20 protein-coding genes and 3 tRNA genes are annotated in these 20,939 nt (G+C 40.4%); 11 read left to right on the top strand and 12 right to left on the bottom strand.

Annotated elements, in window-relative coordinates; translation table 11 throughout:
• Positions 1-171: 171 nt before the first annotated feature.
• The 5 genes from FTV52_RS02630 to FTV52_RS02610 all read left to right on the top strand — a co-directional run bounded on the left by FTV52_RS02630 (position 172) and on the right by FTV52_RS02610 (position 2,972).
• On the top strand, positions 172-1,701 hold the full coding sequence (locus tag FTV52_RS02630; protein ID WP_104851817.1) for a DUF3336 domain-containing protein: 1,530 nt from the start codon (positions 172-174) through the stop codon (positions 1,699-1,701).
• Positions 1,691-2,542, top strand: coding sequence for a protein kinase (locus FTV52_RS02625; RefSeq protein ID WP_179989745.1), 852 nt, complete (start codon positions 1,691-1,693; stop codon positions 2,540-2,542). The genes FTV52_RS02630 and FTV52_RS02625 overlap by 11 nt, the downstream gene beginning before the upstream one ends.
• 117 nt (positions 2,543-2,659) lie before the next feature.
• Positions 2,660-2,744, top strand: a tRNA-Leu gene (locus tag FTV52_RS02620).
• A 33-nt stretch (positions 2,745-2,777) separates the two neighbouring features.
• Positions 2,778-2,851: transfer RNA gene (locus tag FTV52_RS02615), tRNA-Trp, on the top strand.
• Positions 2,852-2,887: 36 nt separating this feature from the next.
• Positions 2,888-2,972, top strand: a tRNA-Leu gene (locus FTV52_RS02610).
• A 244-nt stretch (positions 2,973-3,216) separates the two neighbouring features.
• On the opposite strand, the gene FTV52_RS02605 is transcribed toward FTV52_RS02610, so the two are convergent.
• The gene (locus FTV52_RS02605; protein WP_004971452.1) at positions 3,217-3,420 is read right to left on the bottom strand and encodes a hypothetical protein; all 204 of its coding nucleotides are present in this window, start codon (positions 3,418-3,420) and stop codon (positions 3,217-3,219) included.
• Positions 3,421-3,838: 418 nt separating this feature from the next.
• Between FTV52_RS02605 and FTV52_RS02600 the strand changes: the two genes are divergently transcribed.
• Positions 3,839-4,111: a hypothetical protein gene (locus tag FTV52_RS02600; RefSeq protein WP_179989743.1), complete on the top strand. Its 273-nt coding sequence runs from the start codon at positions 3,839-3,841 to the stop codon at positions 4,109-4,111.
• Positions 4,112-4,158: 47 nt separating this feature from the next.
• Here FTV52_RS02600 and gloB read toward each other — a convergent pair whose 3' ends face one another.
• Together gloB and FTV52_RS02590 are read right to left on the bottom strand one after the other, a co-directional pair.
• Entirely contained in the window at positions 4,159-4,890 is a 732-nt protein-coding gene (gloB, locus tag FTV52_RS02595) for a hydroxyacylglutathione hydrolase (protein WP_179989741.1), read from the bottom strand.
• 208 nt (positions 4,891-5,098) lie between these two features.
• On the bottom strand, positions 5,099-6,334 hold the full coding sequence (locus FTV52_RS02590) for a pyridoxal phosphate-dependent aminotransferase (protein WP_004971448.1): 1,236 nt from the start codon (positions 6,332-6,334) through the stop codon (positions 5,099-5,101).
• Between the two features lie 153 nt (positions 6,335-6,487).
• Here FTV52_RS02590 and msrB point away from each other — a divergent pair, with 153 nt between their 5' ends.
• The gene (msrB, locus tag FTV52_RS02585; protein WP_096902313.1) at positions 6,488-6,907 is read left to right on the top strand and encodes a peptide-methionine (R)-S-oxide reductase MsrB; all 420 of its coding nucleotides are present in this window, start codon (positions 6,488-6,490) and stop codon (positions 6,905-6,907) included.
• Positions 6,904-7,383 carry a glutathione peroxidase gene (locus tag FTV52_RS02580; protein ID WP_096902294.1) on the top strand — a complete coding sequence of 160 codons (480 nt, stop codon included), beginning with the start codon at positions 6,904-6,906 and terminating at the stop codon, positions 7,381-7,383. The genes msrB and FTV52_RS02580 overlap by 4 nt, the downstream gene beginning before the upstream one ends.
• A 372-nt stretch (positions 7,384-7,755) precedes the next feature.
• Here the strand turns inward: FTV52_RS02580 and dapC are convergent, their stop codons facing one another.
• The 5 genes from dapC to FTV52_RS02555 all read right to left on the bottom strand — a co-directional run bounded on the left by dapC (position 7,756) and on the right by FTV52_RS02555 (position 14,120).
• Entirely contained in the window at positions 7,756-8,925 is a 1,170-nt protein-coding gene (gene dapC / locus FTV52_RS02575) for a succinyldiaminopimelate transaminase (protein WP_096902293.1), read from the bottom strand.
• Between the two features lie 20 nt (positions 8,926-8,945).
• A complete protein-coding gene (gene glnD / locus FTV52_RS02570; RefSeq protein ID WP_179989739.1) occupies positions 8,946-11,612 on the bottom strand; it encodes a [protein-PII] uridylyltransferase in 2,667 nt (888 codons plus the stop codon).
• A gap of 27 nt (positions 11,613-11,639) precedes the next feature.
• A complete protein-coding gene (purT, locus tag FTV52_RS02565) occupies positions 11,640-12,857 on the bottom strand; it encodes a formate-dependent phosphoribosylglycinamide formyltransferase (RefSeq protein WP_179989737.1) in 1,218 nt (405 codons plus the stop codon).
• Positions 12,858-13,038: 181 nt separating this feature from the next.
• Positions 13,039-13,386 carry an L-valine transporter subunit YgaH gene (gene ygaH, locus FTV52_RS02560; RefSeq protein ID WP_179989735.1) on the bottom strand — a complete coding sequence of 116 codons (348 nt, stop codon included), beginning with the start codon at positions 13,384-13,386 and terminating at the stop codon, positions 13,039-13,041.
• On the bottom strand, positions 13,383-14,120 hold the full coding sequence (locus tag FTV52_RS02555) for an AzlC family ABC transporter permease (RefSeq protein ID WP_179989883.1): 738 nt from the start codon (positions 14,118-14,120) through the stop codon (positions 13,383-13,385). The genes ygaH and FTV52_RS02555 overlap by 4 nt, the downstream gene beginning before the upstream one ends.
• A gap of 119 nt (positions 14,121-14,239) precedes the next feature.
• Here FTV52_RS02555 and FTV52_RS02550 point away from each other — a divergent pair, with 119 nt between their 5' ends.
• Positions 14,240-14,731, top strand: coding sequence for a hypothetical protein (locus FTV52_RS02550; RefSeq protein WP_026438320.1), 492 nt, complete (start codon positions 14,240-14,242; stop codon positions 14,729-14,731).
• A gap of 127 nt (positions 14,732-14,858) precedes the next feature.
• Here FTV52_RS02550 and ychF read toward each other — a convergent pair whose 3' ends face one another.
• Positions 14,859-15,950, bottom strand: coding sequence for a redox-regulated ATPase YchF (gene ychF, locus FTV52_RS02545; protein ID WP_004971435.1), 1,092 nt, complete (start codon positions 15,948-15,950; stop codon positions 14,859-14,861).
• 268 nt (positions 15,951-16,218) lie between these two features.
• Here ychF and FTV52_RS02540 point away from each other — a divergent pair, with 268 nt between their 5' ends.
• Positions 16,219-16,983: a glutathione S-transferase family protein gene (locus FTV52_RS02540; protein ID WP_004971433.1), complete on the top strand. Its 765-nt coding sequence runs from the start codon at positions 16,219-16,221 to the stop codon at positions 16,981-16,983.
• A gap of 79 nt (positions 16,984-17,062) precedes the next feature.
• Here the strand turns inward: FTV52_RS02540 and FTV52_RS02535 are convergent, their stop codons facing one another.
• Positions 17,063-18,250: a hypothetical protein gene (locus tag FTV52_RS02535; protein WP_218950432.1), complete on the bottom strand. Its 1,188-nt coding sequence runs from the start codon at positions 18,248-18,250 to the stop codon at positions 17,063-17,065.
• A gap of 488 nt (positions 18,251-18,738) precedes the next feature.
• Here FTV52_RS02535 and FTV52_RS02530 point away from each other — a divergent pair, with 488 nt between their 5' ends.
• Complete coding sequence (locus FTV52_RS02530; RefSeq protein WP_004971430.1) at positions 18,739-19,209, top strand: Lrp/AsnC family transcriptional regulator; 471 nt, start codon at positions 18,739-18,741, stop codon at positions 19,207-19,209.
• An 85-nt stretch (positions 19,210-19,294) separates the two neighbouring features.
• Here FTV52_RS02530 and FTV52_RS02525 read toward each other — a convergent pair whose 3' ends face one another.
• Positions 19,295-20,044 carry a YebC/PmpR family DNA-binding transcriptional regulator gene (locus tag FTV52_RS02525; protein WP_070155957.1) on the bottom strand — a complete coding sequence of 250 codons (750 nt, stop codon included), beginning with the start codon at positions 20,042-20,044 and terminating at the stop codon, positions 19,295-19,297.
• A gap of 99 nt (positions 20,045-20,143) precedes the next feature.
• Positions 20,144-20,722, bottom strand: a complete 579-nt coding sequence (locus FTV52_RS02520) for a 1-acyl-sn-glycerol-3-phosphate acyltransferase (protein WP_131261328.1) — start codon at positions 20,720-20,722, stop codon at positions 20,144-20,146.
• Positions 20,723-20,939 lie beyond the last annotated feature (217 nt).

Genomic DNA, 20,939 nt, shown 5'->3' with positions numbered 1-20,939 from the left:
AAAAATGCAGATCAGATTGCTACACTTTAAGACTAGCGCAATTGACCTAGATTTGACAATCAAAGTGTGAATCGAGTCATTGACGCGTATTACAATTTTTTAGATATTGTTGTGTATAGTAGGCATAGGCAAGCGTAGTGCTGCGAATAAACCAACGGATTGAGGAATGCTATGTTATTTAAAGATTTCACCGAAGATGTTAATCCGCATCAAGCCTATCGCATAAAAAAACTCAAGCGCCAAATTCAAAATGCCGAATCGTATGAAGAATGGAAAAGTATTGCCATTCGTATAGATGAAGAAACTGGTGCGCAAGAATGGAAATATGACAACAGTTCGCCATATTTTGATGCGGAAATTATCTCGCATCGTTTAAATTTATTACGCCGTTATCGCACCACCGAACGCAGTCACGATTTAATTTATATTTTGCGTGAAGGTTTAACTTTTGACATAGCCAATATTGCCCATCCGATGTTGTTTACTGCAACCTATGTGGGTACTAAAAAAATTATTGAAGATTATGTGGATGAAGTCAGTAAAAGTTTGGCTTTTGTCGCTTCAGATGAATGTCAGGCTTTAACCAAAGTAGAAAAAATAGAGTTTTTTCAGCAATGCCAAACTGCATACGGACAACCTGCCTTGATGTTCTCTGGTGGGGCAACGCTAGGTTTGTTTCATACAGGTGTTTGTAAGGCCTTACTTGAACAGGATTTAATGCCTAAAGTGCTGTCGGGTTCGAGCGCGGGTGCAATAATGACTGCAATGCTAGGCATTGCAAAACCTGAAGAAGTACAGCATATTTTGGGTGGTGAGTCATTTTTCCACGAAGCATTTCAGTTTAGACAAATGCGCGAAATTCTTAAAGGCAATGGTGGAATTGCCGATGTGCATTATTTAAAAAAATTCCTGATCAAAAACTTGGGCGATACCACGTTTGAAGAAGCTTTTCAAAAATCAGGTTTGCATATTAATGTGGCGGTTGCGCCTTATGATGCATCGCAAGACTCACGCATTATGAACAGCTTCACTGCGCCAGATTTGTTGGTTTGGAGTGCGGTGTTGGCCTCGTGTGCTGTGCCAATTTTATTTCCACCAGTACGTTTAACCAACAAGCGTTATGATGGCGAACACACTCCATATATGGGTAAAACCCGTTGGGTGGATGGCAGTGTGCGTAGCGATTTCCCACAGGAAAAAATGGCACGTTTGTATAATATTAACTACACCATCGCCAGTCAGGTCAATCCACATGTAGTGCCTTTTATGCAGGATGATATTAAGCGTTATCGTAAAGATATGCTGAGTTGGCCAGAACGGATTATTCGTCGTCAGGGCAAAGTCATTAGTCGTGGGGTAATGGATTTTGTACGTGAGCGAGCAGGAGCTGTACCGCCTGTGCGTCGTTTGCTAGATCATGGCTATGGTATTGTCGATCAACGCTATTATGGTGATGTGAATATTGTAGGAAGCTATAACCTGCGTCATTACAGCTATATGTTGCAAAACCCGAAACCACATTTATTTAAAATTTTACAGCGTGAAGGCGAGCGTGCGACTTGGCCGAAAATTTCATCGATTGAAACGCATGCACGTGTCGGTAAAACTTTGCAACATTGCTTAGAATTATTAAATGCAGCTCAAATAGAGGTATCCACCGAAGTCGCAGCAGAAATGCGCACTGGCGCAAGTGTTGTTTAATGTTTTAAATTTGGATGTTCAACAGCTAGATACTGCGCAGTTCGAGTTGCGCAGTAAAGCGCAAAGTTTGCAACATGGTCGGCATATTTATCGTTTTGAACATCAAGGGCAGTTTTATTGGCTGAAAGCCCAACAACAGGGAGTTTATGCGACAGTAGAGCAGGGCTTTGCACAAGAATGGAACTTTTATAAACAGTACGCGCAATCATCACATTTATCTTTTTTATTGCCATGTGAATTGATGGATGCTGCACCCATTCATATTCAGCCGCAGGGTAATTCACACGACATTTCATCGCATTATTCACAGGTCTATTCACGTGCTTTAATTCTGTCTGAGGCGCAAGCTGTTTTTGCGATGGGTAATCTACCTGAATATACAGAAGCGATTAAACACATATTTTTGCGTGTCTTTGAAGCAGTGGATGCATTGCATCAATTGGGTTGGATTCATGCCGACTTAAAAGCTGAACATATTGTGCAGTTAGATGGGCAAATCAAACTGTTAGATTTTGAGCAAGCACAGCAAGTTGCAGATATTCAATGTCAGGGGATGACTGCAACGCCACGTTATATGGCACCAGAATTATTTCACGGACAGCTCAAAACTGCACAAAGTGATATTTATGCTTTAGGCATTATTTTTTATGAATGGTTAACGCAACAACGCTTGCAGGCAAATAGTTACCACGATTGGGCGTATTTACATTGTCAAAGATTGCATATCCAACTTTCTACGCATCTACAAGCATTTTTACCACTGCTGAATCACATGTTGGCAAAGTCCTATTCGCAGCGTGCAACGAGTATTGCAGAGTTGAAATTATGGCTTAGTGGCTGAATATGCTTAAGAAAAAATCAAAAAATAGTTTTTTGTTTTTTATTTAAACAGTCATTGTGCTTTTTTATAAAAAAGGCTTGTCATCAGGAAGTGATCTCTATAATATACACAGCCATCGGGGACGTGGCGAAATTGGTAGACGCACTGGATTTAGGTTCCAGCGCCGCGAGGTGTGAGAGTTCGAGTCTCTCCGTCCCCACCACTTAAATATCAAGTCAGCTTGATTTTAAGTTACAGAGGATTGGTGTAATGGTAGCATGACGGTCTCCAAAACCGTTCGTCAAGGTTCGAATCCTTGATCCTCTGCCAAATTAAAATCCAACAACTCAGTTGGTACCCGATGTTGGGGACGTGGCGAAATTGGTAGACGCACTGGATTTAGGTTCCAGCGCCGCGAGGTGTGAGAGTTCGAGTCTCTCCGTCCCCACCATACATTAAAGAGCAAGGCAATGACCTTGCTTTTTTATTGCCTGTTATTTTAGCTTTAAATCATTGCATCTCTTTGACAAGGCTTAGATGTATTTTAAGATTTAAAGTTCAGTATAAAAAAAAGCCCATAAACAGGTTAAGGGCAAGATCATCTTTAAGTGTTGATGAAATACGATTTGAATTTTTATTTTTGCATCCTATCAAGTTCAACCGTTATCGCATACTTATCTATATTGTATAAGTACTTATGCTTTTAAATGGTCTTCAAATTCCTCGCCTAATTTCATTGCTAAAGCATTACCAGAAAGCTCGCAAGTGACCAAACCATATTCTTTTTGAAAGCTAAATGTGAAACCGTGACCATCCGCCAAATTTTTGACTGAATAACCTAATTTTTCTAACCAAATACGAAACGCAATTAAATTTTTTGCTTTAACAACTTTTTTCACGAGAGAACTCCTATCCATTTATTTAATTATTAATAGGGATATTTCTTGAATTTTTAAAGGGCAGAAATGTATTTCTTTGACATTTTTTTCACTGATTTTTAGAAATCTAAAGTCCTTTTAAGCAATTAGAATATTTTAAAAGAATTATTTATTTGTAAATTATTGATATTTATTATTTTAACTGAGGTGGCGTAATTAATTTTAAGGTCTTAGATATATTGCCAAAAGATGACTTAGAAATATTTTGTTAATGATTTTTAGTTTTAGGCTGTATTTATTTTCAGCATGAACATATGGGGATTATCCATTTTTTATGCCAAGCTTTAATTTAGCGCAATGCATATCAGTATGGAGCATGTCGGTACCAAATAGACATTAGCTTATACTATGGTTGAGTTTGAAGGTTTGGAAAATAGACATGACTGCACAAACAATCCAACAGCAGGTTGAGCACATAGTGAAGCAGATGCAAAATCAAGGGCTAGAGCCAGTTGCCGTGATGCTTGGGCATGAAGATTGGTTGCTATTTTCTTCACAATCCAATGTGGCTTATACGCCTTTTGGCAGTGCACGCCGTTATCAGCCCGCATTGTCCAATTTGCTTTTGGTGCGGGTCGATGAAATGAATGCTGTGCGTGTGGTGACACAAACTCAATTAGATGAGTTTGCTGCCAGTAATCAAATTTTATAAGCCGAGAAAATATGAAATATCATGCACTTTCTTATCCAAATTTCAATTTAAAAGTTGTCTTTGAGTTCACGTAATTTCTGAAATTCTTCGACACTTTCGGCTCTTAAAAATGGATTAGTTTCCAGTTCTAGTTCGATGCTGCTTGGTAAAGTCGGTTGATTAAGCATGCGTAAACTTTCAATCTGTTGATAACGCTCTTGAATGGCAACATTGTCTGGTTCTACATGCAGTGCAAATTGAGCATTCGCCAATGTATATTCATGGGTGCAATATACTTGGGTACGCGGAGGTAGAGCTGCCAATCGGTTTAAAGATTGATACATTTGCAAATGTGTACCTTCAAAAACACGTCCACAGCCCATCGCAAATAAAGTGTCGCCACAGAACAATACATCCAACGCATCTATAAAATACACAATATGCCCCAAGGTATGTCCCGGAACGGCAATAACATCGACCTGTAAATCATGAAAATTGATATGATCTTGGTTTTGTAAAGGATGCGTGATAAACGGAATTTTGCTCAATTCTTCACGTGGCCCATAAACAGGTAAATTACGTTCTGCAATGAGTTCAGGCACACCGCCAATATGGTCTTGATGCCAATGCGTCAACCAAATTTGCGCGATCTCTAAACCATGATTTTGGCAAAAATCTTCAACAGGTTTGGCATCGGTTGGGTCGATCACCACCACTTGTTTGCTAGCACAATGTTCAAGCAACCAAATATAGTTTTGTGATGGTTTTTGCGCATCAATAAGATGGACTTGGTAGTGCATGCTCAATTCCTGAAACTTAATCGCTTGTGGCTATTACAGCATGCTTTTGCGGGCGTGTAAAAGTGTATCCCTAAGTGTCTGAGTATCGCTTTGCTGTGTTACTGCTTGGTGATGAACAATAGGTGAAAGATAAAATAGAAATAAAAATCAAATCCATAAAAAATGCCGTGATCAACACGGCATTTTAAAACAGAGATTCGGTTTGATCTTAGCGGATTTTTGCCAAGAAACGGCCTAAACGTGTCATTGCTTCACGTAATTCATTTTCTGCAGGCAAGAACACGACACGGAAATGATCAGGCGTTGGCCAGTTAAAACCTGTACCTTGAACCAATAAAACTTTTTCTGCTTTGAGTAAATCGAGCATTAACTTTTCGTCATCTTCAATTGGATAGACGTTTGGATCAAGTTTCGGGAAGCAATACATTGCACCCTCAGGTTTGACACAAGACACGCCAGGAATGTCATTCAGCATTTCCCATGCAATGTTACGTTGTTCGTATAAACGACCACCCGGACGAATCAAGTCATTGATAGACTGATAACCACCCAATGCTGTTTGAATCGCGTACTGCGCCTGATGGTTGGCACACAAGCGCATAGACGCCAACATGTCTAAACCTTCAATGTAGTCTGCAGCGCGTGATTTATCGCCTGTAATCGCCATCCAGCCTGAACGGAAGCCCGCAATGCGATACGATTTAGACAAGCCATTAAATGAGATACAGAGTTGATCACCCGCTAAAGCTGCAACCGCAACATGCTCAATGCCGTCATAAATAATTTTGTCGTAAATCTCATCGGCAAATAAAATTAAGTCATATTTTTTTGCCAATGCTACAATTTGTTCCAACACATGACGTGGATAAACCGCACCCGTTGGGTTATTCGGGTTAATAATGACAATACCGCGCGTATTTGGCGTGATTTTGCTTTCCATATCGGCAATGTCTGGATACCAAAAGTTTTCTTCATCACATTTGTAGTGAATAGCAGTACCGCCCGATAAATTCACTGCCGCAGTCCAAAGCGGGTAGTCAGGCATTGGTACCAGCATTTCATCGCCATCGTCCAACAAGCCTTGCATCGCCATAACAATCAGTTCAGACACGCCGTTGCCTATATACACATCATTGACATGCATATCGAAAATGCCTTTTTGCTGATAGTACTGACAAATCGCTTTACGCGCAGGGAAAATCCCTTTGGAGTCGGTATAACCAATCGCATTAGGCAAATTCAATGCGACATCATTAATAATTTCCTGTGGCGCTTCAAAACCGAATGGGGCAGGGTTGCCAATATTCAGTTTAATAATTTTATGACCGGCCTCTTCCATTTCATTGGCCGCTCGTAACACAGGTCCGCGAATGTCGTAGCATACATGCTCAAGTTTTGATGATTTTTTTATTTCGCGCGGAGTCGTGTTACCTAGTACGGACATAGTTCCATCCAATGATTAGAAGATAAATAAATTATAGATTACTGAAATATCACAATCTATGCTGAAATTTAGCTAGATATTTTGCAAGGTCTAGCGTAAAAATGGAAGTACTGAAGCATGACACTGAATGTCAAAGATTTAAAGGAGTTAGTGATGGGAAAACTCAATAAAACAGACCGAGAATGGCAAAGAGAGTTATCACCAGAGGAATTTCGGATTACACGTCAAAAAGGCACGGAGCCTGCTTTTACGGGGAGATATTGGAATACTAAACAAGAGGGGATTTATACCTGTCGTTGTTGCGGTACAGCGCTATTCTCATCTGAAACAAAATATGACAGCGGTAGCGGTTGGCCAAGTTTCTATCGTCCAATCCAGCCTGGGGTGATTGAAGAACATCAGGATGGTTCGCACGGCATGCAGCGTACTGAGATTGTTTGTCATCATTGTGACGCACATTTAGGGCATGTTTTTGATGATGGTCCACAGCCAACAGGATTGCGCTATTGTGTCAATTCGGCTTCTTTAGAACTCAAAACACAAGAAAAAAATGATGAGGGAAATTATCCATGACCAACATTTATCAGTTTGAAGCTGAGTTGTTAGATGGACAAAATAAAGCCTTTAGCGATTATGAAGGGAAGGTTTTGTTGATTGTAAATACAGCCAGCAAGTGTGGTTTTACGCCTCAATTTGCGGGTTTGGAAAAGTTATACCAACAATATAAAGACCAAGGTCTTGAAGTTTTGGGCTTTCCGTGCAATCAGTTTGGTGGGCAAGATCCAGGTTCCAATGAGCAAATTGGGAGCTTCTGCCAAAAAAACTATGGTGTCAGTTTTCCAATGTTTAGCAAAATTGATGTGAAAGGGCCTGAAGCACATGCGATTTTCCGTTACCTGACCAATAACAGTAAAGGTATTTTGGGCAACGGAATTAAATGGAATTTCACCAAGTTTTTAATTGGCAAAGATGGCAAGGTGTTGAACCGTTTTGCTCCGACCACAAAACCTGAAGATTTGCAGGCGGAAATTGAAAAGGCTTTACGATAAAGGCTTGCGCTTGTGCAAATAATTTAGGGTCTGTTGACACTTCGTCTATATTTGCGACAACGCATATTTTTTAGCTGATATAAGGCATGAGACAGGAAATTTAGTCATTCTAAATAACTGACTCATAACGCAATAGCAGCAAAAAATATGCTTGTCCCCTTGCGCAGCAAACAAAGCAGTGCTTTGTTATTGCTCATGTGGCTAAAACTTTCTCAGATTGCGTCATGAAACTTGGCAATAGTCTCGCTATTACTTGCGTTTCATGCCTGATCTGCTCAGTTTTAGCCTACAGCGCAAGCCATTTATGAAATGTCAACAGACCCTGATTAAGGCGATCAGATGATCGCCTTAAATTTAGTTGAAATCATTAACTTATAAAATCGCTTTAAGACGTTGAATTACTTGTTCACATTGTGCCAAATCTGCAACCAAAGCCAAGCGAACATGGTTTTCACCTGGGTTACCTTGTGCGGTTTCACGAGATAAATATCGCCCTGGTAGCACTTTAATATGGGTTTTTTCCATCAACATTTTGGCAAAGTTTTCATCATGATCGACTTTGAGCCAGTAATAAAAACCTGCATCTGGTTTTTTTAATGGCAGTAAATGCCCAAGTTCCATTTGAAATAATTCAAACTTGGCGCGATATTGTTGACGATTATCTTCAACGTGCTGTTCATCATCCCAAGCTGCAATAGATGCCAATTGATGTTGAACAGGCATTGCCGCACCATGATAGGTACGATATTGCAAATAAGGTTTTAATAAGTTGGCATCGCCCGCAACAAAGCCTGAACGCATGCCGGGTAAGTTTGAGCGTTTAGACAAAGAATGGAATACGATGCAGTTTTTGTAGTCATCGCGTCCAAGTTCGGCACAGACTTCCAGTAAACCTGTAGGAGCTTGGTCAAACCATAATTCCGAATAACATTCATCAGATGCAATGACAAAATTATATTGATCTGACAAAGCTATTAGCTTTTTAAATTGTTCTTTTGAAAGGACAGCACCCGTTGGATTTCCTGGTGTGCAGACAAATAATAAAGCGGTTTTTTCCCAGACTTCTGCAGGTACGGCATCAAAATCACCCAAGTAATTATTGTCTTCGGTGCAATTGATGAAATAAGGTTGGGCACCTGCCAATAAAGTTGCCCCTTCATAAATTTGATAAAACGGATTGGGCATCACTACATAGGGTGCATCTTCACGTCGAATCAATGCTTGTACGAAGGAAAAAATCGCTTCACGTGTACCTGAAACGGGGAGAACTTGAGTGTCTGGGTTAACTTGTTTTAAATGAAAGCGTTGTGTCAGCCAATGGGCAATGCTGTGACGTAATTCAGGCAGACCTTTGCTGTTCGGATAAGTCGATAAATGCTGAAAATTATCAATAATGGCTTGTTTGACAAATTCAGGTGCAGGATGTTTAGGTTCGCCAATAGACAGTGGAATTAACGGCAAATTTGCAGGTTGTACGTCCTGAAATAGTTTGTTTAGCTTTTCAAAAGGGTAAGGATGTAATAAGGACAAACTTGAGTTCATGGATGTTCCGTAAATTGAAGTTAATGTTGACCACAGACCTGATTAGAGGCCTCATCTAAAGCAGCTTTGAGCTGGATTGCAAAGATATCTGCTTCAGACTTTGTCATTGGGTTACCATCTTTTTTGGTGACGAAGAAAATATCTTCGGCACGTTCGCCCAGGGTGGCAATTTTGGCGGAGTGAATATCTAAGCCTTGCATCATAAACAAGCCGCCAATTTTGGCGAGTAACCCGGGATGATCTAGTGTGGCAATTTCGACCATGTTTTGATTCAGCGCTGCATTGAAAGTCACTTCTACTGTATTTTCAATGTCAAAATGACGTAATTGACGCGGAATGCGGCGTTGCATCAGACCCGGATATTTATCTGACTGGCTCAAGGCATTCACTAAAGCCTCAATCACCATTTCTTCACGTTCAGGGTCTGTTAAGAGTGTGCCAAAACGGTCTAAGACCACGTAAGTATCCAAACTAAAGGCTTTGGTCGCAGTAATAATTCGTGCATCCTGAACGTCAAGGTTCATGCGGTCTAAAATAGCGACAGTTGTGGCAAATAGGTTGGGTTGGTCTTGCGTGTAAATAAAGATTTGTACTGCGTCTTGTGCTGATTTTCGGTGCGCGCGCATGAGCACTAATGGTGCAGGATTATCGCCATGCTCCAAAATCGCGCGGGTATGCCATGCAATTTCATCGGCAGATTCTTTAATAAAGTATTCATCGCCCAGTTCTTGCCAGACTTTTTCAACAGCACTGAGTTCAAAATCTTTAACCAGTAACTCGCTTGCCGCAAATTTGGTGTCTTCAATCAGCATTTGATAATCGACGGGACGCCCAAGTCCTGAGCGAATGACATCACGCGCTTGCGTATAAAGTTGGCGCATTAAGGATGCACGCCATGAGTTCCAGAGTGTTGGATTAGTCGCATTAATATCAGCAACCGTTAAGGTATAGAGATAATCTAAATGCTCCATATCTCCCATTTTTTCGGCAAATTCCTTGACCACATCGGGGTCAGAAATATCTTTTTTCTGTGCTGTGACTGACATCAACAAGTGATTTTTGACTAACCATGCCACAAGGTTACATTCACGTTCAGTAAATCCGTGTTTACGGCAAAACTCAATCGCATCTACCGCACCAAGTTCACTGTGATCACCACGACGACCTTTAGCAATATCATGGAAAATCGCAGCCAAATAAATAATGTCACGACGGGCTAAACGCTGAAATACCGAACTGACCACAGGAAAATCTTTCGCGAATTCAGGTTCTTTGAAGCGGCTTAAATTGCGGAGTAATAGTAAAATGTGCGCATCGACTGTATAAATATGGAATAAGTCGTATTGCATTAAACCTGTAATTTGACCAAAAGCGGGGATGTAATTGCCCAATACACCTAAGCGTTTCATAGTCACCAAGGTATTATACAAGCGGTGCGGTGAGCGCAAAATTGCCATAAACAGCGCTTGATGCGTTGGATCATCACGGAAACTTTGGTCAATACGCTTGGCTGCAAGTGTCAGCAGGCGCAGTGTTCGTGCGCGAATTCCTTCAATTTCAGGACGATTGGCCAATAAATAGAAAATTTCTAAAATTGCGCTTGGTTTTTCTGAGAAAATTTTGTGGTGCTGCACGGCAAGTTTGCCATCGACCAGTTTAAAATTTTCATTAATTTCTTCAATGTTACGTTCATAATTAGGCAAACGCGGGGTAATGACCGACTCATTAAAATAGGCCAGCAACATTTCATTTAAAGTGGAAACTTGCTGTGCAGAGCGATAATAACGCTTCATAAATTGTTCAATCGGGTAATTTTGTGGTTTACCTTCTTCTCGAACATAGCCAAAAGTTGCTGCAATATCTCGTTGATAATCAAACAATAAACGGTTTTCATCACGTTTGGTTAAACGGTGGAGATGATGACGAATTTCCCATAAAAAGCTTTCGGCTTCTTCGAGTACACCCAATTCAAACTCTGAAATAAAACCTAAATGCACTAAGTCGTAAATACGATTGACCCGAAAATGGCGTTTGGCAATCCAGCCAATTTGGTTGATGTCACGAATACCGCCCGGAGCATTTTTAATATCGGGTTCTAAATTACTTTCGGTGTCATTGTGCTGCGCATAACGCTTGCTTTGTTCCTCCATTTTGGCATCAAAAAAAGTTTTATCTGTCCAAGTTTGCGAAACAATACGACGCGGCCATTTGGCAAGCTGCTGATTTCCCGTAATTAAACGCGCTTCAATCAAGGCAGTCGCAACAGTTAAATCACTGGTTGCCTGAATCACACAGTCCTGAATAGTCCGCACGCTGGTGGCAGGTTTGAAATTGCCAACATCCCATAAAGATGAAATAAAGGTCGAAATGAGTTGTTCTTGTTCTGCTGTAATTGCATCTTCCGATAACACCATAATATCGACATCTGAATAGGGCAGCATTTCTTTGCGCCCATAGCCACCTACCGCAAATAGGCTTAAATCGGTTTTGTCTAATTCAGCATGTTGCCATAAGAAAGTGAGCGCTTCATCAATCAGGTTAGAACGCGCCAAAATCACTTCACGAATGGATTGTCCATTTTCAAAACATTGTTGTAGCTGATTTTCGACATCGGTGCGCCATTGGTTAATGGCCTGAATGTCATGGTTGCTTTTTACATAATTCAGCAAGGGTAATGTAATGATCATGGACAATTCCGTTATGCAATGACGAGCTTAATTTTGATTTTCGTTTAAATGAACACGAACAGTGTCCGCAGTCTGCTGAGCTAGCTCACGCGCTTGCTCTGTGGTTTCTGCTCGCGCAGTGGCAACGCCCATACGACGACGTTCAAAACCTTCAGGTTTGCCAAATATACGTAAATCTGTATCGGGATGTGCTAATGCAAGATTCAGGCCAGAAAATGAAAGATTTGTTGCATCGACACCTGCATAAATCACTGCACTGGCTGCAACGCTATGGCGTGTGGTATTGACAGGTAAGCCTAAAATCGCGCGGGCATGTAATTCAAATTCACTTTGGAATTGTGAAGCCAATGTCACCAAACCTGTGTCGTGTGGACGTGGAGATACTTCACTGAACCAGACTTTATCGCCTTTCACAAACAGCTCTACACCAAAAATACCGCAACCACCTAAGGCAGTAGTCACTTTGTGTGCAATTCGTTTGGCTTCAGTCAAGGCAGCATCACTCATGGCTTGAGGTTGCCAGCTTTCTACATAGTCGCCTGCATCTTGACGGTGACCAATTGGGTCGCAATATGAAGTTTCGATCGCACCAGTTTCTGGGTTTTTAGCACGTACGGTTAATAAGGTAATTTCAAAATCGAAGTCAATTTGTGATTCAACAATCACAGTGCCTTGATTGACGCGCCCGCCAGTCTGGGCATATTCCCAAGCTGCATCAACTTCATCAAAGCAGGTGACACGCGATTGTCCCTTGCCTGAAGATGACATCACAGGCTTCACAAAGTTTGGATAACCAATGTCATCACATGCAGCGCGGAAAGATTCGAGAGAATTGGCAAAGCGATAAGCGGATGTCGGCAAACCTAATTCTTCTGCAGCCAAACGACGAATGCCTTCACGGTTCATGGTCAAATTTACCGCTTTGGCAGATGGAATCACTGTTGCAATATTTTGCGCTTCAATTTCAAGTAAAACTGATGTCGCAATGGCCTCAATTTCAGGCACAATTAAATTGGGTTGAATTTTTTCAATCAGTTGTTTTAATTCTGTGGCATCTGCCATGTTTAAAGTATAAGCATAATGTGCGACTTGCATGGCTGGCGCATGGTCGTAGCGATCGGCGGCATGTACTTCTACGCCTAAGCGTTGCAGTGAAATTACCACCTCTTTACCGAGTTCCCCTGAACCCAATAGCAAAACTTTAAAAGCAGAAGATTGAAGGGGAGTACCAATGGTCACGCTCATGTGAATCGTCCTTGCTAAAGTGGGCTTTTAGCATAGCAGAACTGTTCCATGAGTTAAGCCCTGTTTGCAACAAAATCATGATTTTGTCATCTACTTATATTGCATTCAGTGCTTTAAAGCAGTTAAGGCTGAATCCTGAAATAGATCATTTGGACGATTCAACCTCTAAATTTCAGCAACATTAGAACGAAAATGGCACATAAGTATAAATTAAACCATAGGTGATGGCTGCGGTAAGCGTTGCAGGTACGATTTTCTTAAACTTAAAATACAAACCTGTCAGCACTAAAAAGCCAATCAACATCGCAAAACTTTTATTGGGTGTTTCAAGCAAAGGTGGCAAGGTTGCAACCACGAGCATAGAGCTAATTGCGGCTATACCAATGCTGCCCAAAGCGATTTTAAGCCATAAAGCACCACGTTGCTGTGAGCCTTGTTGAAACTTTTGAATCACAAAAAATGGCCCAAAACGTGAGGCGAAGTTTGCGATACCGACTATAATACCGACCAAAATAATTTCTAAACTCATGATTTTGATCCTGTATGTTCAGGGTCGGGTTGTTTTAAAACATAGTGTTTAAATAATCCCGCCAAAATACCTGAAGAAATCCCAATAAAAATTGCAGCAGATAAGTCAATAAAATAACAAGCTACGGCAGATACTAGAATGGTGATTCCCACGACAAAGGTGTGTTTCTTTTCAAATGCTGCCAATAAGAAGCTAAGGAATAAAGCGGGCAGTAAAAAGTCGAGCGCCGCTTGCAAAAACTGTGGCATTTTAGTGACTTGATCGGCAAATAATCCGCCTAATAAAGAGCCTAATGCCCAAGACAACCAACTAAATAAACTCAGTCCAAGCATCCATGATTCAGACCATTCCTGACGGCGCTGTGACAGTTTAATCATGCCTGAGGCAAAAACTTCATCGGTCAGACCCCATGACCAAATTGCAGTTTTTTTTAGGTTTAAACGATCTTGAATCAGGTTTTGTAAGGCCGGGCCGTAAAGTAAATGTCGAATATCCAAGGCGATTACCGTTAATGCGGTCATCCAGATTGAAGTTCCACTGCCCAATAAGGCAACGACTAAAAATTGACTCGCCCCTGCATACATCGAGCAAGATAAAAATAAGGCTTCCCATGCGCTAAAGCCGAATTGAGTTGCAGAAACACCAAAAGCAAAAGAAACAGGCAGATAGGTGAAAATAATCGCCTGACTATCTTTTGCACCTTGCCAAAAACTTGCTGCGGGCGCAGTTTGAATATTGTGTACGGACACGACACACCTTGTGGGAGAAAGTTGAACGATGGGTCAAATGAAGATTGTGTATTATACTTGAATTCATTAGCATGATGCCGAATTGTTTGTATGGGCGAACCGATATGTTGAAATTGAAAACACCTGTAATCCTGCTTGCTTCAATGTTATGCAGTAGCCTGTTATTGCAAGCGTGTAGCAATGACAACAACCCGCAAAAAACAGTAGAAATTAAGCCTGCGCCAAAACTCACCAATGATGCGACTGTGTATGCGCAAGCCGCGTGGGAATTAATGAATGAAGTTGAGCCGTACGTGTATCGTAAACAGCGTAACTTAATTGAAGATAAAGTCCGCAAACCTGCCCGTAAATTAAGTACCGACTGGCGTATTAATGTCAAAATGACCGACTCTGTAACGGAAGGGAAATATGCGCTGTGTCGTAAGGCTTTGACCAGTTTGGAAATTTGGGCACGTGCGACGATTGACAGTTCAAGCAGTCTTGCACAAAAACAAGCCGATTATGAACGTGATAAAAAACAATGTGCCGATGCTTTGGCGCATCCTGAATTGGGTAATACCGACCCGAAACAAAAGGGCAATGTGGTGCAGTCTTAGTTGAGATTATTTTGCATTGATGTGATGCAGAATCGCCTATAAAAAAACCTCGATGCTTACATCGAGGTTTTTTTATTGAATCAATGCTCGGCTGTAAGCATTGTTCTAAAACTAAACATAAAAACAATTAAACATTAAAACGGAAGTGTAAAACATCACCGTCTTGTACGATATAAGTTTTACCTTCCAAGCGCCATTTACCTGCTTCTTTTGCACCTGCTTCGCCGTTGTATTGTACGAAATCCTCATAAGCAATACATTCTGCGCGGATAAAGCCTTTTTCAAAGTCAGTGTGAATTACGCCTGCTGCTTGTGGTGCAGTTGCACCTACTTTCACTGTCCACGCGCGGACTTCTTGTACGCCTGCAGTAAAGTAAGTTTGCAGACCTAACAGCGCATAACCTGCACGAATCACTACGTTCAGCCCTGGTTCTTCCATACCAAGAGCTTCTAGGAATTCTGCACGGTCTTCATCTTCAAGTAATGAAATTTCGGCTTCAATTTGGTTGCATAAAGGCACCACAATCGCATTTTCTTCTGCAGCAAGTTTTTTGACTGCATCTAAGTGCGGGTTGTTTTCAAAGCCATCTTCTGCCACGTTCGCAATATACATGGTTGGTTTTAAGGTTAATAAACCAAAACCACGAACCAATTTGCGTTCATCGTCATCTAAATTGGCTGCACGTGCAGGCTTGCCATCATCCAGTAAAGGTTGGATTTTTTCTAAAACGGCTTTGGTCGCTACGGCTTCTTTATCGCCACCTTTGGCAGATTTTGCTAAGCGTGTAATGGCTTTGCTCACCGTTTCTAAATCGGCCAACGCAAGTTCGGTATTGATGGTTGCAATGTCATCTAATGGGTCAATCTTACCATTTACGTGAATGACGTTTTCATCTTCAAAGCAACGAACTACATGCGCAATCGCATCAGTTTCACGAATGTTGGCAAGGAATTGGTTACCTAAACCTTCACCTTTAGATGCACCTGCAACCAAACCTGCAATATCCACAAATTCCATCGTGGTGGGTAATACACGTTGCGGATTTACGATTTCCGCCAATTTGTCCAAACGTGAATCTGGCACAGGTACAATGCCTGTATTTGGCTCAATGGTACAGAACGGGAAGTTTTCCGCTGCAATTGCAGCTTTGGTTAAAGCATTAAAAAGCGTAGATTTACCAACGTTTGGCAGGCCCACAATACCACAATTAAAACCCATGAATAACTCACAACGTGTTATTTAAAAATTAGGCACGATTTTACATGAAAGGGCAGATAAAGTCAGGTCATCGGACAGATGTTTCTCCAATCTAGCGTGCTTGATGCTGTACGTTGAATTTCTTTTCGGAATTGATTTTGAATTGCTGACTGTTTCGCCTGAATTTTGAATAAAAAGTACATTGTAATTATAAGAGGCTATGACTAAAGTATGACAAGCACAGTATTGATACTGCTTTGGATATCAAAATTTTAAATATGGAGATTTTATGCGCATCTTATACCAGTTTCCTTTGTCTCATTTTTGTGAGAAAGCTCGCTGGTTATTGGATCATAAAGAGTTAGATTATGATGCGCAAAACTTAATTCCAGGCGTGCATCGCGCTTTTGCCCAATTAAAAACAGGGCAAAATAAATTACCTATTTTACGTGATCAAGATCGCTGGATAGCAGATTCGACTCAAATTGCTTTTTATCTGGACGATGTTTATCCCGAACATGCCTTGTTGCGTAGTGATGCCGAACAATATAAACATGCATTGGCGATAAATACTTTGGCTGATGAATTGGGCCAGCATGTGCGTCGTTGGGGATTGGCGCATGCATTATCTGAAAGTGAAGAACCTTTGGAAATTTTAATTGGCGAAAAAGGCTATTTGCGTCAATTTTCTAAATATTCCAAGCCAATTATTAAAGCCTTGGTGTCTAAGGGCTATCAGCTCGATCAAGATAAAGTTGCAGAATCCAAACAGCGGATGGATGAATTAATTGTCATTTTAAATCAGCATTTGATTGATAATTACGGGCGTTATTTTGTGGGTGAGCGTTTAGGTTTAGCCGATATTTCAGTGTGTTCGATGCTTGCACCTATTTTGGAAATTTCTGGAACGCCGTGGGAAAAAGAACATGATGAAGTGATTTCTGAAGAATTTAAAGATTATAAAAAATATTTGCTGGATTTACCTTTAGGGCAATATGTTTCTCGTATTTATCAAACTGAGCGTAATGCACGTGTAGATTGGCGCGGTATTTAAATGTTATCGCCTCAGATAAAATACGCGCAATCTGCGCGTATTTTTTGGATACTGATGTATAAAAACCTAAAACCAAGGATTAGAACAAAGAATTTAAGTTATTCAAATCAAAAGTCTGTACCAAATTTGGCAGGGTAGCTAAATCAAATTGAGTGTCTGATGTGCCACCAGTTAAATTGCCAAATGCATCGCCTAATGCAGGGACTAAGCTATCAATATTGATCTCTGAACTGGTTGTAGATGACGCACCTTGCAGTAAGTCGCTGATGTTAAAATCTGAACCAGAAATTAAGTTGTCAAAACCATCACTCAAGCCATCTAAGCTGAAACCACCAGTTGTATCTCCAGTCAGATTATTTAATAAACCACCTAGATCAAAGTCACTTGCAAGCTGACCTTCAGGATTAAGCAACGCAAGAATTGGTTCTAGAGCAGCGATATCTAGACCACCTAAATCACCACCGATGTTACCGCCAATTAAGCCGCTTGCCAGTTGCGCAATTTGTGCAATATCAAGATCGCCATTGCCTTGCATTAAACCGCCTACTAATTCAGCAATGACCGCGATATCCATACCGCCTAAACCGCCACCGATATTGCTGCCAATCAAGCCGCTTGCCAGTTGAGCAATTTGCGCAATATCAAGATCGCCATTGCCTTGGATTAAACCGCCTACAAGTTCAGCAATCACTGCGATATCTAGACCGCCTAAACCTCCACCGATGTTGCCACCAATCAAGCCACTAACCAGTTGAGCAATTTGAGCAATATCAAGATCGCCATTGCCTTGGATTAAACCACCCACCAGTTCAGCGATAGCACCAAAATCCATACCGCCTAAACTGCCAGTATTGCCGCCAATTAAACCACCAACCAGTTGTGTGATTGCGGCCATATCGAGGTCACTATTACCCAAAATCAAACCGCTGACCAATTGAGTAATTTGAGCAATATCAAGATTACCCGTATTACCACCGATTAACCCACTCACTAATTGGGTGAGTTTCGTAATATCTAAATCACCTGCATTGCTGCCAATCATGCCGCTGAGTAAATTGGTGATGGAAGCAATATCGAAGCTACCGCCATTGGATTGTGTCAGTTTGCTAATTAAACTGGTGATATCTAAGTTGGTATTCGAGCTTGAAAATTGGCTGATTAGATTGGTTAGGCTAGAACTATCTAAGCTGCTGCCAGAGAGTAAACTTTTTAATAAAGAATCTAGGGTAGGTGTGGTCGAGGTCGAACTAGTCAGGCTGCCAAGCAAACCAGAAAAGGTATTGCTTAAAGAGCCACCACTTAAGAGTCCATCGAATAAAGAGCTGGTCTGAGTTTCTACGGTAAATACAGAGCTAATTTTATTTTCAGCAAGCTTAGAGATTTAAAAGCCATGACGATTCCTTGTATTTTTATTGGTTTTGTTGTGCTGCATTGTGCTTATTGTCGAGCGCATCTGTTTTAATACATTTCTATACACTTGTAAAAGATAGACGGTCGGGATTGTGAAAATGTATGAGTAGATTCGTTGTTTTGTTGAGTTTTTTAAATTTAAAAATTTGAAAATCAATAAATTAGAAAGCTGTTCCGTTTGTCTGTTAAGTTGTTCAAAACGATAAGCGGTGATCTGTTGAATCATAAACATTTTGCTTTAATAATGGAAAATAATTTTCGATAAAGATGCTTAGTCTGCAAAATAATTTAAGTATAATGGCAGCATGAGTTTAAATTTTATCAGATTAGATTGAGTGCTTGAAAATGGAATTAGATCGCTACGATAAGCATATTTTAGAAATTTTAAGCAATGAAGATGTCAATTTGAATGAACTTTCCGAGCGGGTTAATCTGTCGGTAAGTTCGGTGCATCGCCGTATTAAAAGTCTGATCGATCATAAAATTATTTCAGGTTTAAAGCGTGAAATTAATTATCAAAAACTGGGCTTTAGTTTGCATGTGTTGTTGCAGGTGTCTTTGAGCAAACACGATACCGATATTTTTGCCAAATTTTTGGATGAATTGGAAAGCATTCCTGAAGTGATACGTGCATTTTTGGTGACAGGACAGACTGCAGATTTTATTGTAGAGGTTGTGGCACGAGATATGGAAAATTACAGCGAAATTTTATTAAAACGGATTGGTAAAATTGAGCATGTGGCAGGTTTGCATTCTAGCTTTGTGATTAAAGAATATGATGTTTTAAACTGTCATGGTTTATTAAATAAAGTTTAATTTATTAGAATCTTAGAATTATTTTGACTGGATCTATAAAAAAACGCACGAGAACGTGCGTTTTTAGGAATTGCAGTTAGACCGATTATGCGTCTAATTGTGCTAAAACTTCATCAGAGAATTCAACGTTGGTATATACGTTTTGAACATCATCTAAATCTTCAAGCATATCAATCATTTTCATAATTTTTTTCGCTTGATCGATGTCTGTAATTTCTGCTTTGGTCGATGGACTCATAACCACTTCAGCATTGTCAGATTTCAAACCTGCTGCTGTTAGCGCATCTTGAACTATACCAAAAGCTTCTGGCGTAGTAATAACCAAAATGCCATCTTCAGACACTTCAATATCTTCTGCGCCAGCTTCTAAAGCCACTTCCATCACTTGATCTTCTAAAGATGAATCTTCAAATGAAATTTCACCACGTTTGGTGAATAGGAATGCTACAGAACCATTGGTGCCTAAGTTACCGTCAGTTTTAGAGAAACAGTGACGTACATCTGGCACGGTGCGGTTTAAGTTGTCTGTCATGGTTTCTACAATAACCGCAACACCACCTACACCATAACCTTCATAGGTTACTTCTTTAAGATCGTCGTTATCTTCACCGCCTGCACCACGCTGGATGGCACGGTTAATGACGTCACGTGTCATGTTAACTGAAAGTGCTTTTTCCACAACAGCACGTAAACGAGGGTTACTTGCCGCATCTGGACCGCCGAGCTTTGCAGCAGTTGTTAATTCACGAATAAATTTGGTAAACAACTTACCACGACTAGCATCTTGTTTGGCTTTACGATGCTTAATGTTGGCCCACTTGGAATGACCCGCCATGCGAACTATGCTCCTTACAGATTGGCAGTATGCCTATCAAAATTGCGCCCATTCTAACATAAGCCCTTTTTTTAGATAAAGGGCAGAGTTTTAGGTTTTTTAAGTGTTGCTTTGAGTTGTTTTTGGCTCAGGAATGACAATATCTAAGCCCACTTGTTCTTTATATAATTGTTGGATAAGTGCCATATCGTGATCTAAATCTGTCGGATAGATTTTGCCAAAAATCCCACCTTGTTTGGTTTGTGAGTTGGCATACATTAAAACGATAGGCACATTGGCTGCTTTGGCAATATGCCAAAAACCTGTACGAATTGGCTTGCGGGCTTCACCTGTTTTTGCGCGAGTTGCTTCGGGTGCGATGACCAAATTGAAATGTTCATTTTGATCAAAAAGTTCGACCATTTGCGACACAATATCTTTGTTAGATTTACGGTCTACTGGAATACCGCCGACTTTTTCTAAAATAGGTTTAAGTGGCCCTTTAAAAAGCTCTTTTTTGATTAAAGTATGAATTTTAATATCATAAATTTGGAACAGAGCAAGCGAGAGGATTGCATCCATCATTGAGGTGTGTTCAAAACCGACGATCACTTGTTTATTTTCGAGGATGTTGGGTTCTACCTGATATTGCCATCCTGCAAGTTTGAATGCGGACTCGCCTATAAATTTTTTCAACATAGATTTAACAGCTGATGAATCTGGAAATGCATAATTTCTGCTTGTTTTATATAAGAGTCAACAGAAAATTGTTTGAAATATAGCAATCTCAAGTGATGCAGTTGATATAGCGTTATATCTTTTATTGGTTTTAACTCTAAATACTTTGTTTTTAATATTAAAAATATATGAATTGAGAGAAATTAAGTCTTAAATTGAGCAAAAATGCACTATTCAA

This window comes from Acinetobacter sp. YH1901141, from assembly GCF_013416935.1.
Lineage (GTDB): Bacteria > Pseudomonadota > Gammaproteobacteria > Pseudomonadales > Moraxellaceae > Acinetobacter > Acinetobacter towneri.
This window is presented reverse-complemented; position numbering and strand designations above follow the sequence as displayed.

Bases quoted from the DNA above. Each gene is read 5' to 3' on its own strand.
- FTV52_RS02630 (WP_104851817.1), top strand. From the start codon at position 172: ATGTTATTTAAAGATTTCACCGAAGATGTTAATCCGCATCAAGCCTAT.
- FTV52_RS02600 (WP_179989743.1), top strand. From the start codon at position 3,839: ATGACTGCACAAACAATCCAACAGCAGGTTGAGCACATAGTGAAGCAG.
- gloB (WP_179989741.1), bottom strand. From the start codon at position 4,890: ATGCACTACCAAGTCCATCTTATTGATGCGCAAAAACCATCACAAAAC.
- FTV52_RS02590 (WP_004971448.1), bottom strand. From the start codon at position 6,334: ATGTCCGTACTAGGTAACACGACTCCGCGCGAAATAAAAAAATCATCA.
- msrB (WP_096902313.1), top strand. From the start codon at position 6,488: ATGGGAAAACTCAATAAAACAGACCGAGAATGGCAAAGAGAGTTATCA.
- FTV52_RS02580 (WP_096902294.1), top strand. From the start codon at position 6,904: ATGACCAACATTTATCAGTTTGAAGCTGAGTTGTTAGATGGACAAAAT.
- dapC (WP_096902293.1), bottom strand. From the start codon at position 8,925: ATGAACTCAAGTTTGTCCTTATTACATCCTTACCCTTTTGAAAAGCTA.
- glnD (WP_179989739.1), bottom strand. From the start codon at position 11,612: ATGATCATTACATTACCCTTGCTGAATTATGTAAAAAGCAACCATGAC.
- purT (WP_179989737.1), bottom strand. From the start codon at position 12,857: ATGAGCGTGACCATTGGTACTCCCCTTCAATCTTCTGCTTTTAAAGTT.
- ygaH (WP_179989735.1), bottom strand. From the start codon at position 13,386: ATGAGTTTAGAAATTATTTTGGTCGGTATTATAGTCGGTATCGCAAAC.
- FTV52_RS02550 (WP_026438320.1), top strand. From the start codon at position 14,240: ATGTTGAAATTGAAAACACCTGTAATCCTGCTTGCTTCAATGTTATGC.
- ychF (WP_004971435.1), bottom strand. From the start codon at position 15,950: ATGGGTTTTAATTGTGGTATTGTGGGCCTGCCAAACGTTGGTAAATCT.
- FTV52_RS02540 (WP_004971433.1), top strand. From the start codon at position 16,219: ATGCGCATCTTATACCAGTTTCCTTTGTCTCATTTTTGTGAGAAAGCT.
- FTV52_RS02530 (WP_004971430.1), top strand. From the start codon at position 18,739: ATGGAATTAGATCGCTACGATAAGCATATTTTAGAAATTTTAAGCAAT.
- FTV52_RS02525 (WP_070155957.1), bottom strand. From the start codon at position 20,044: ATGGCGGGTCATTCCAAGTGGGCCAACATTAAGCATCGTAAAGCCAAA.
- FTV52_RS02520 (WP_131261328.1), bottom strand. From the start codon at position 20,722: ATGTTGAAAAAATTTATAGGCGAGTCCGCATTCAAACTTGCAGGATGG.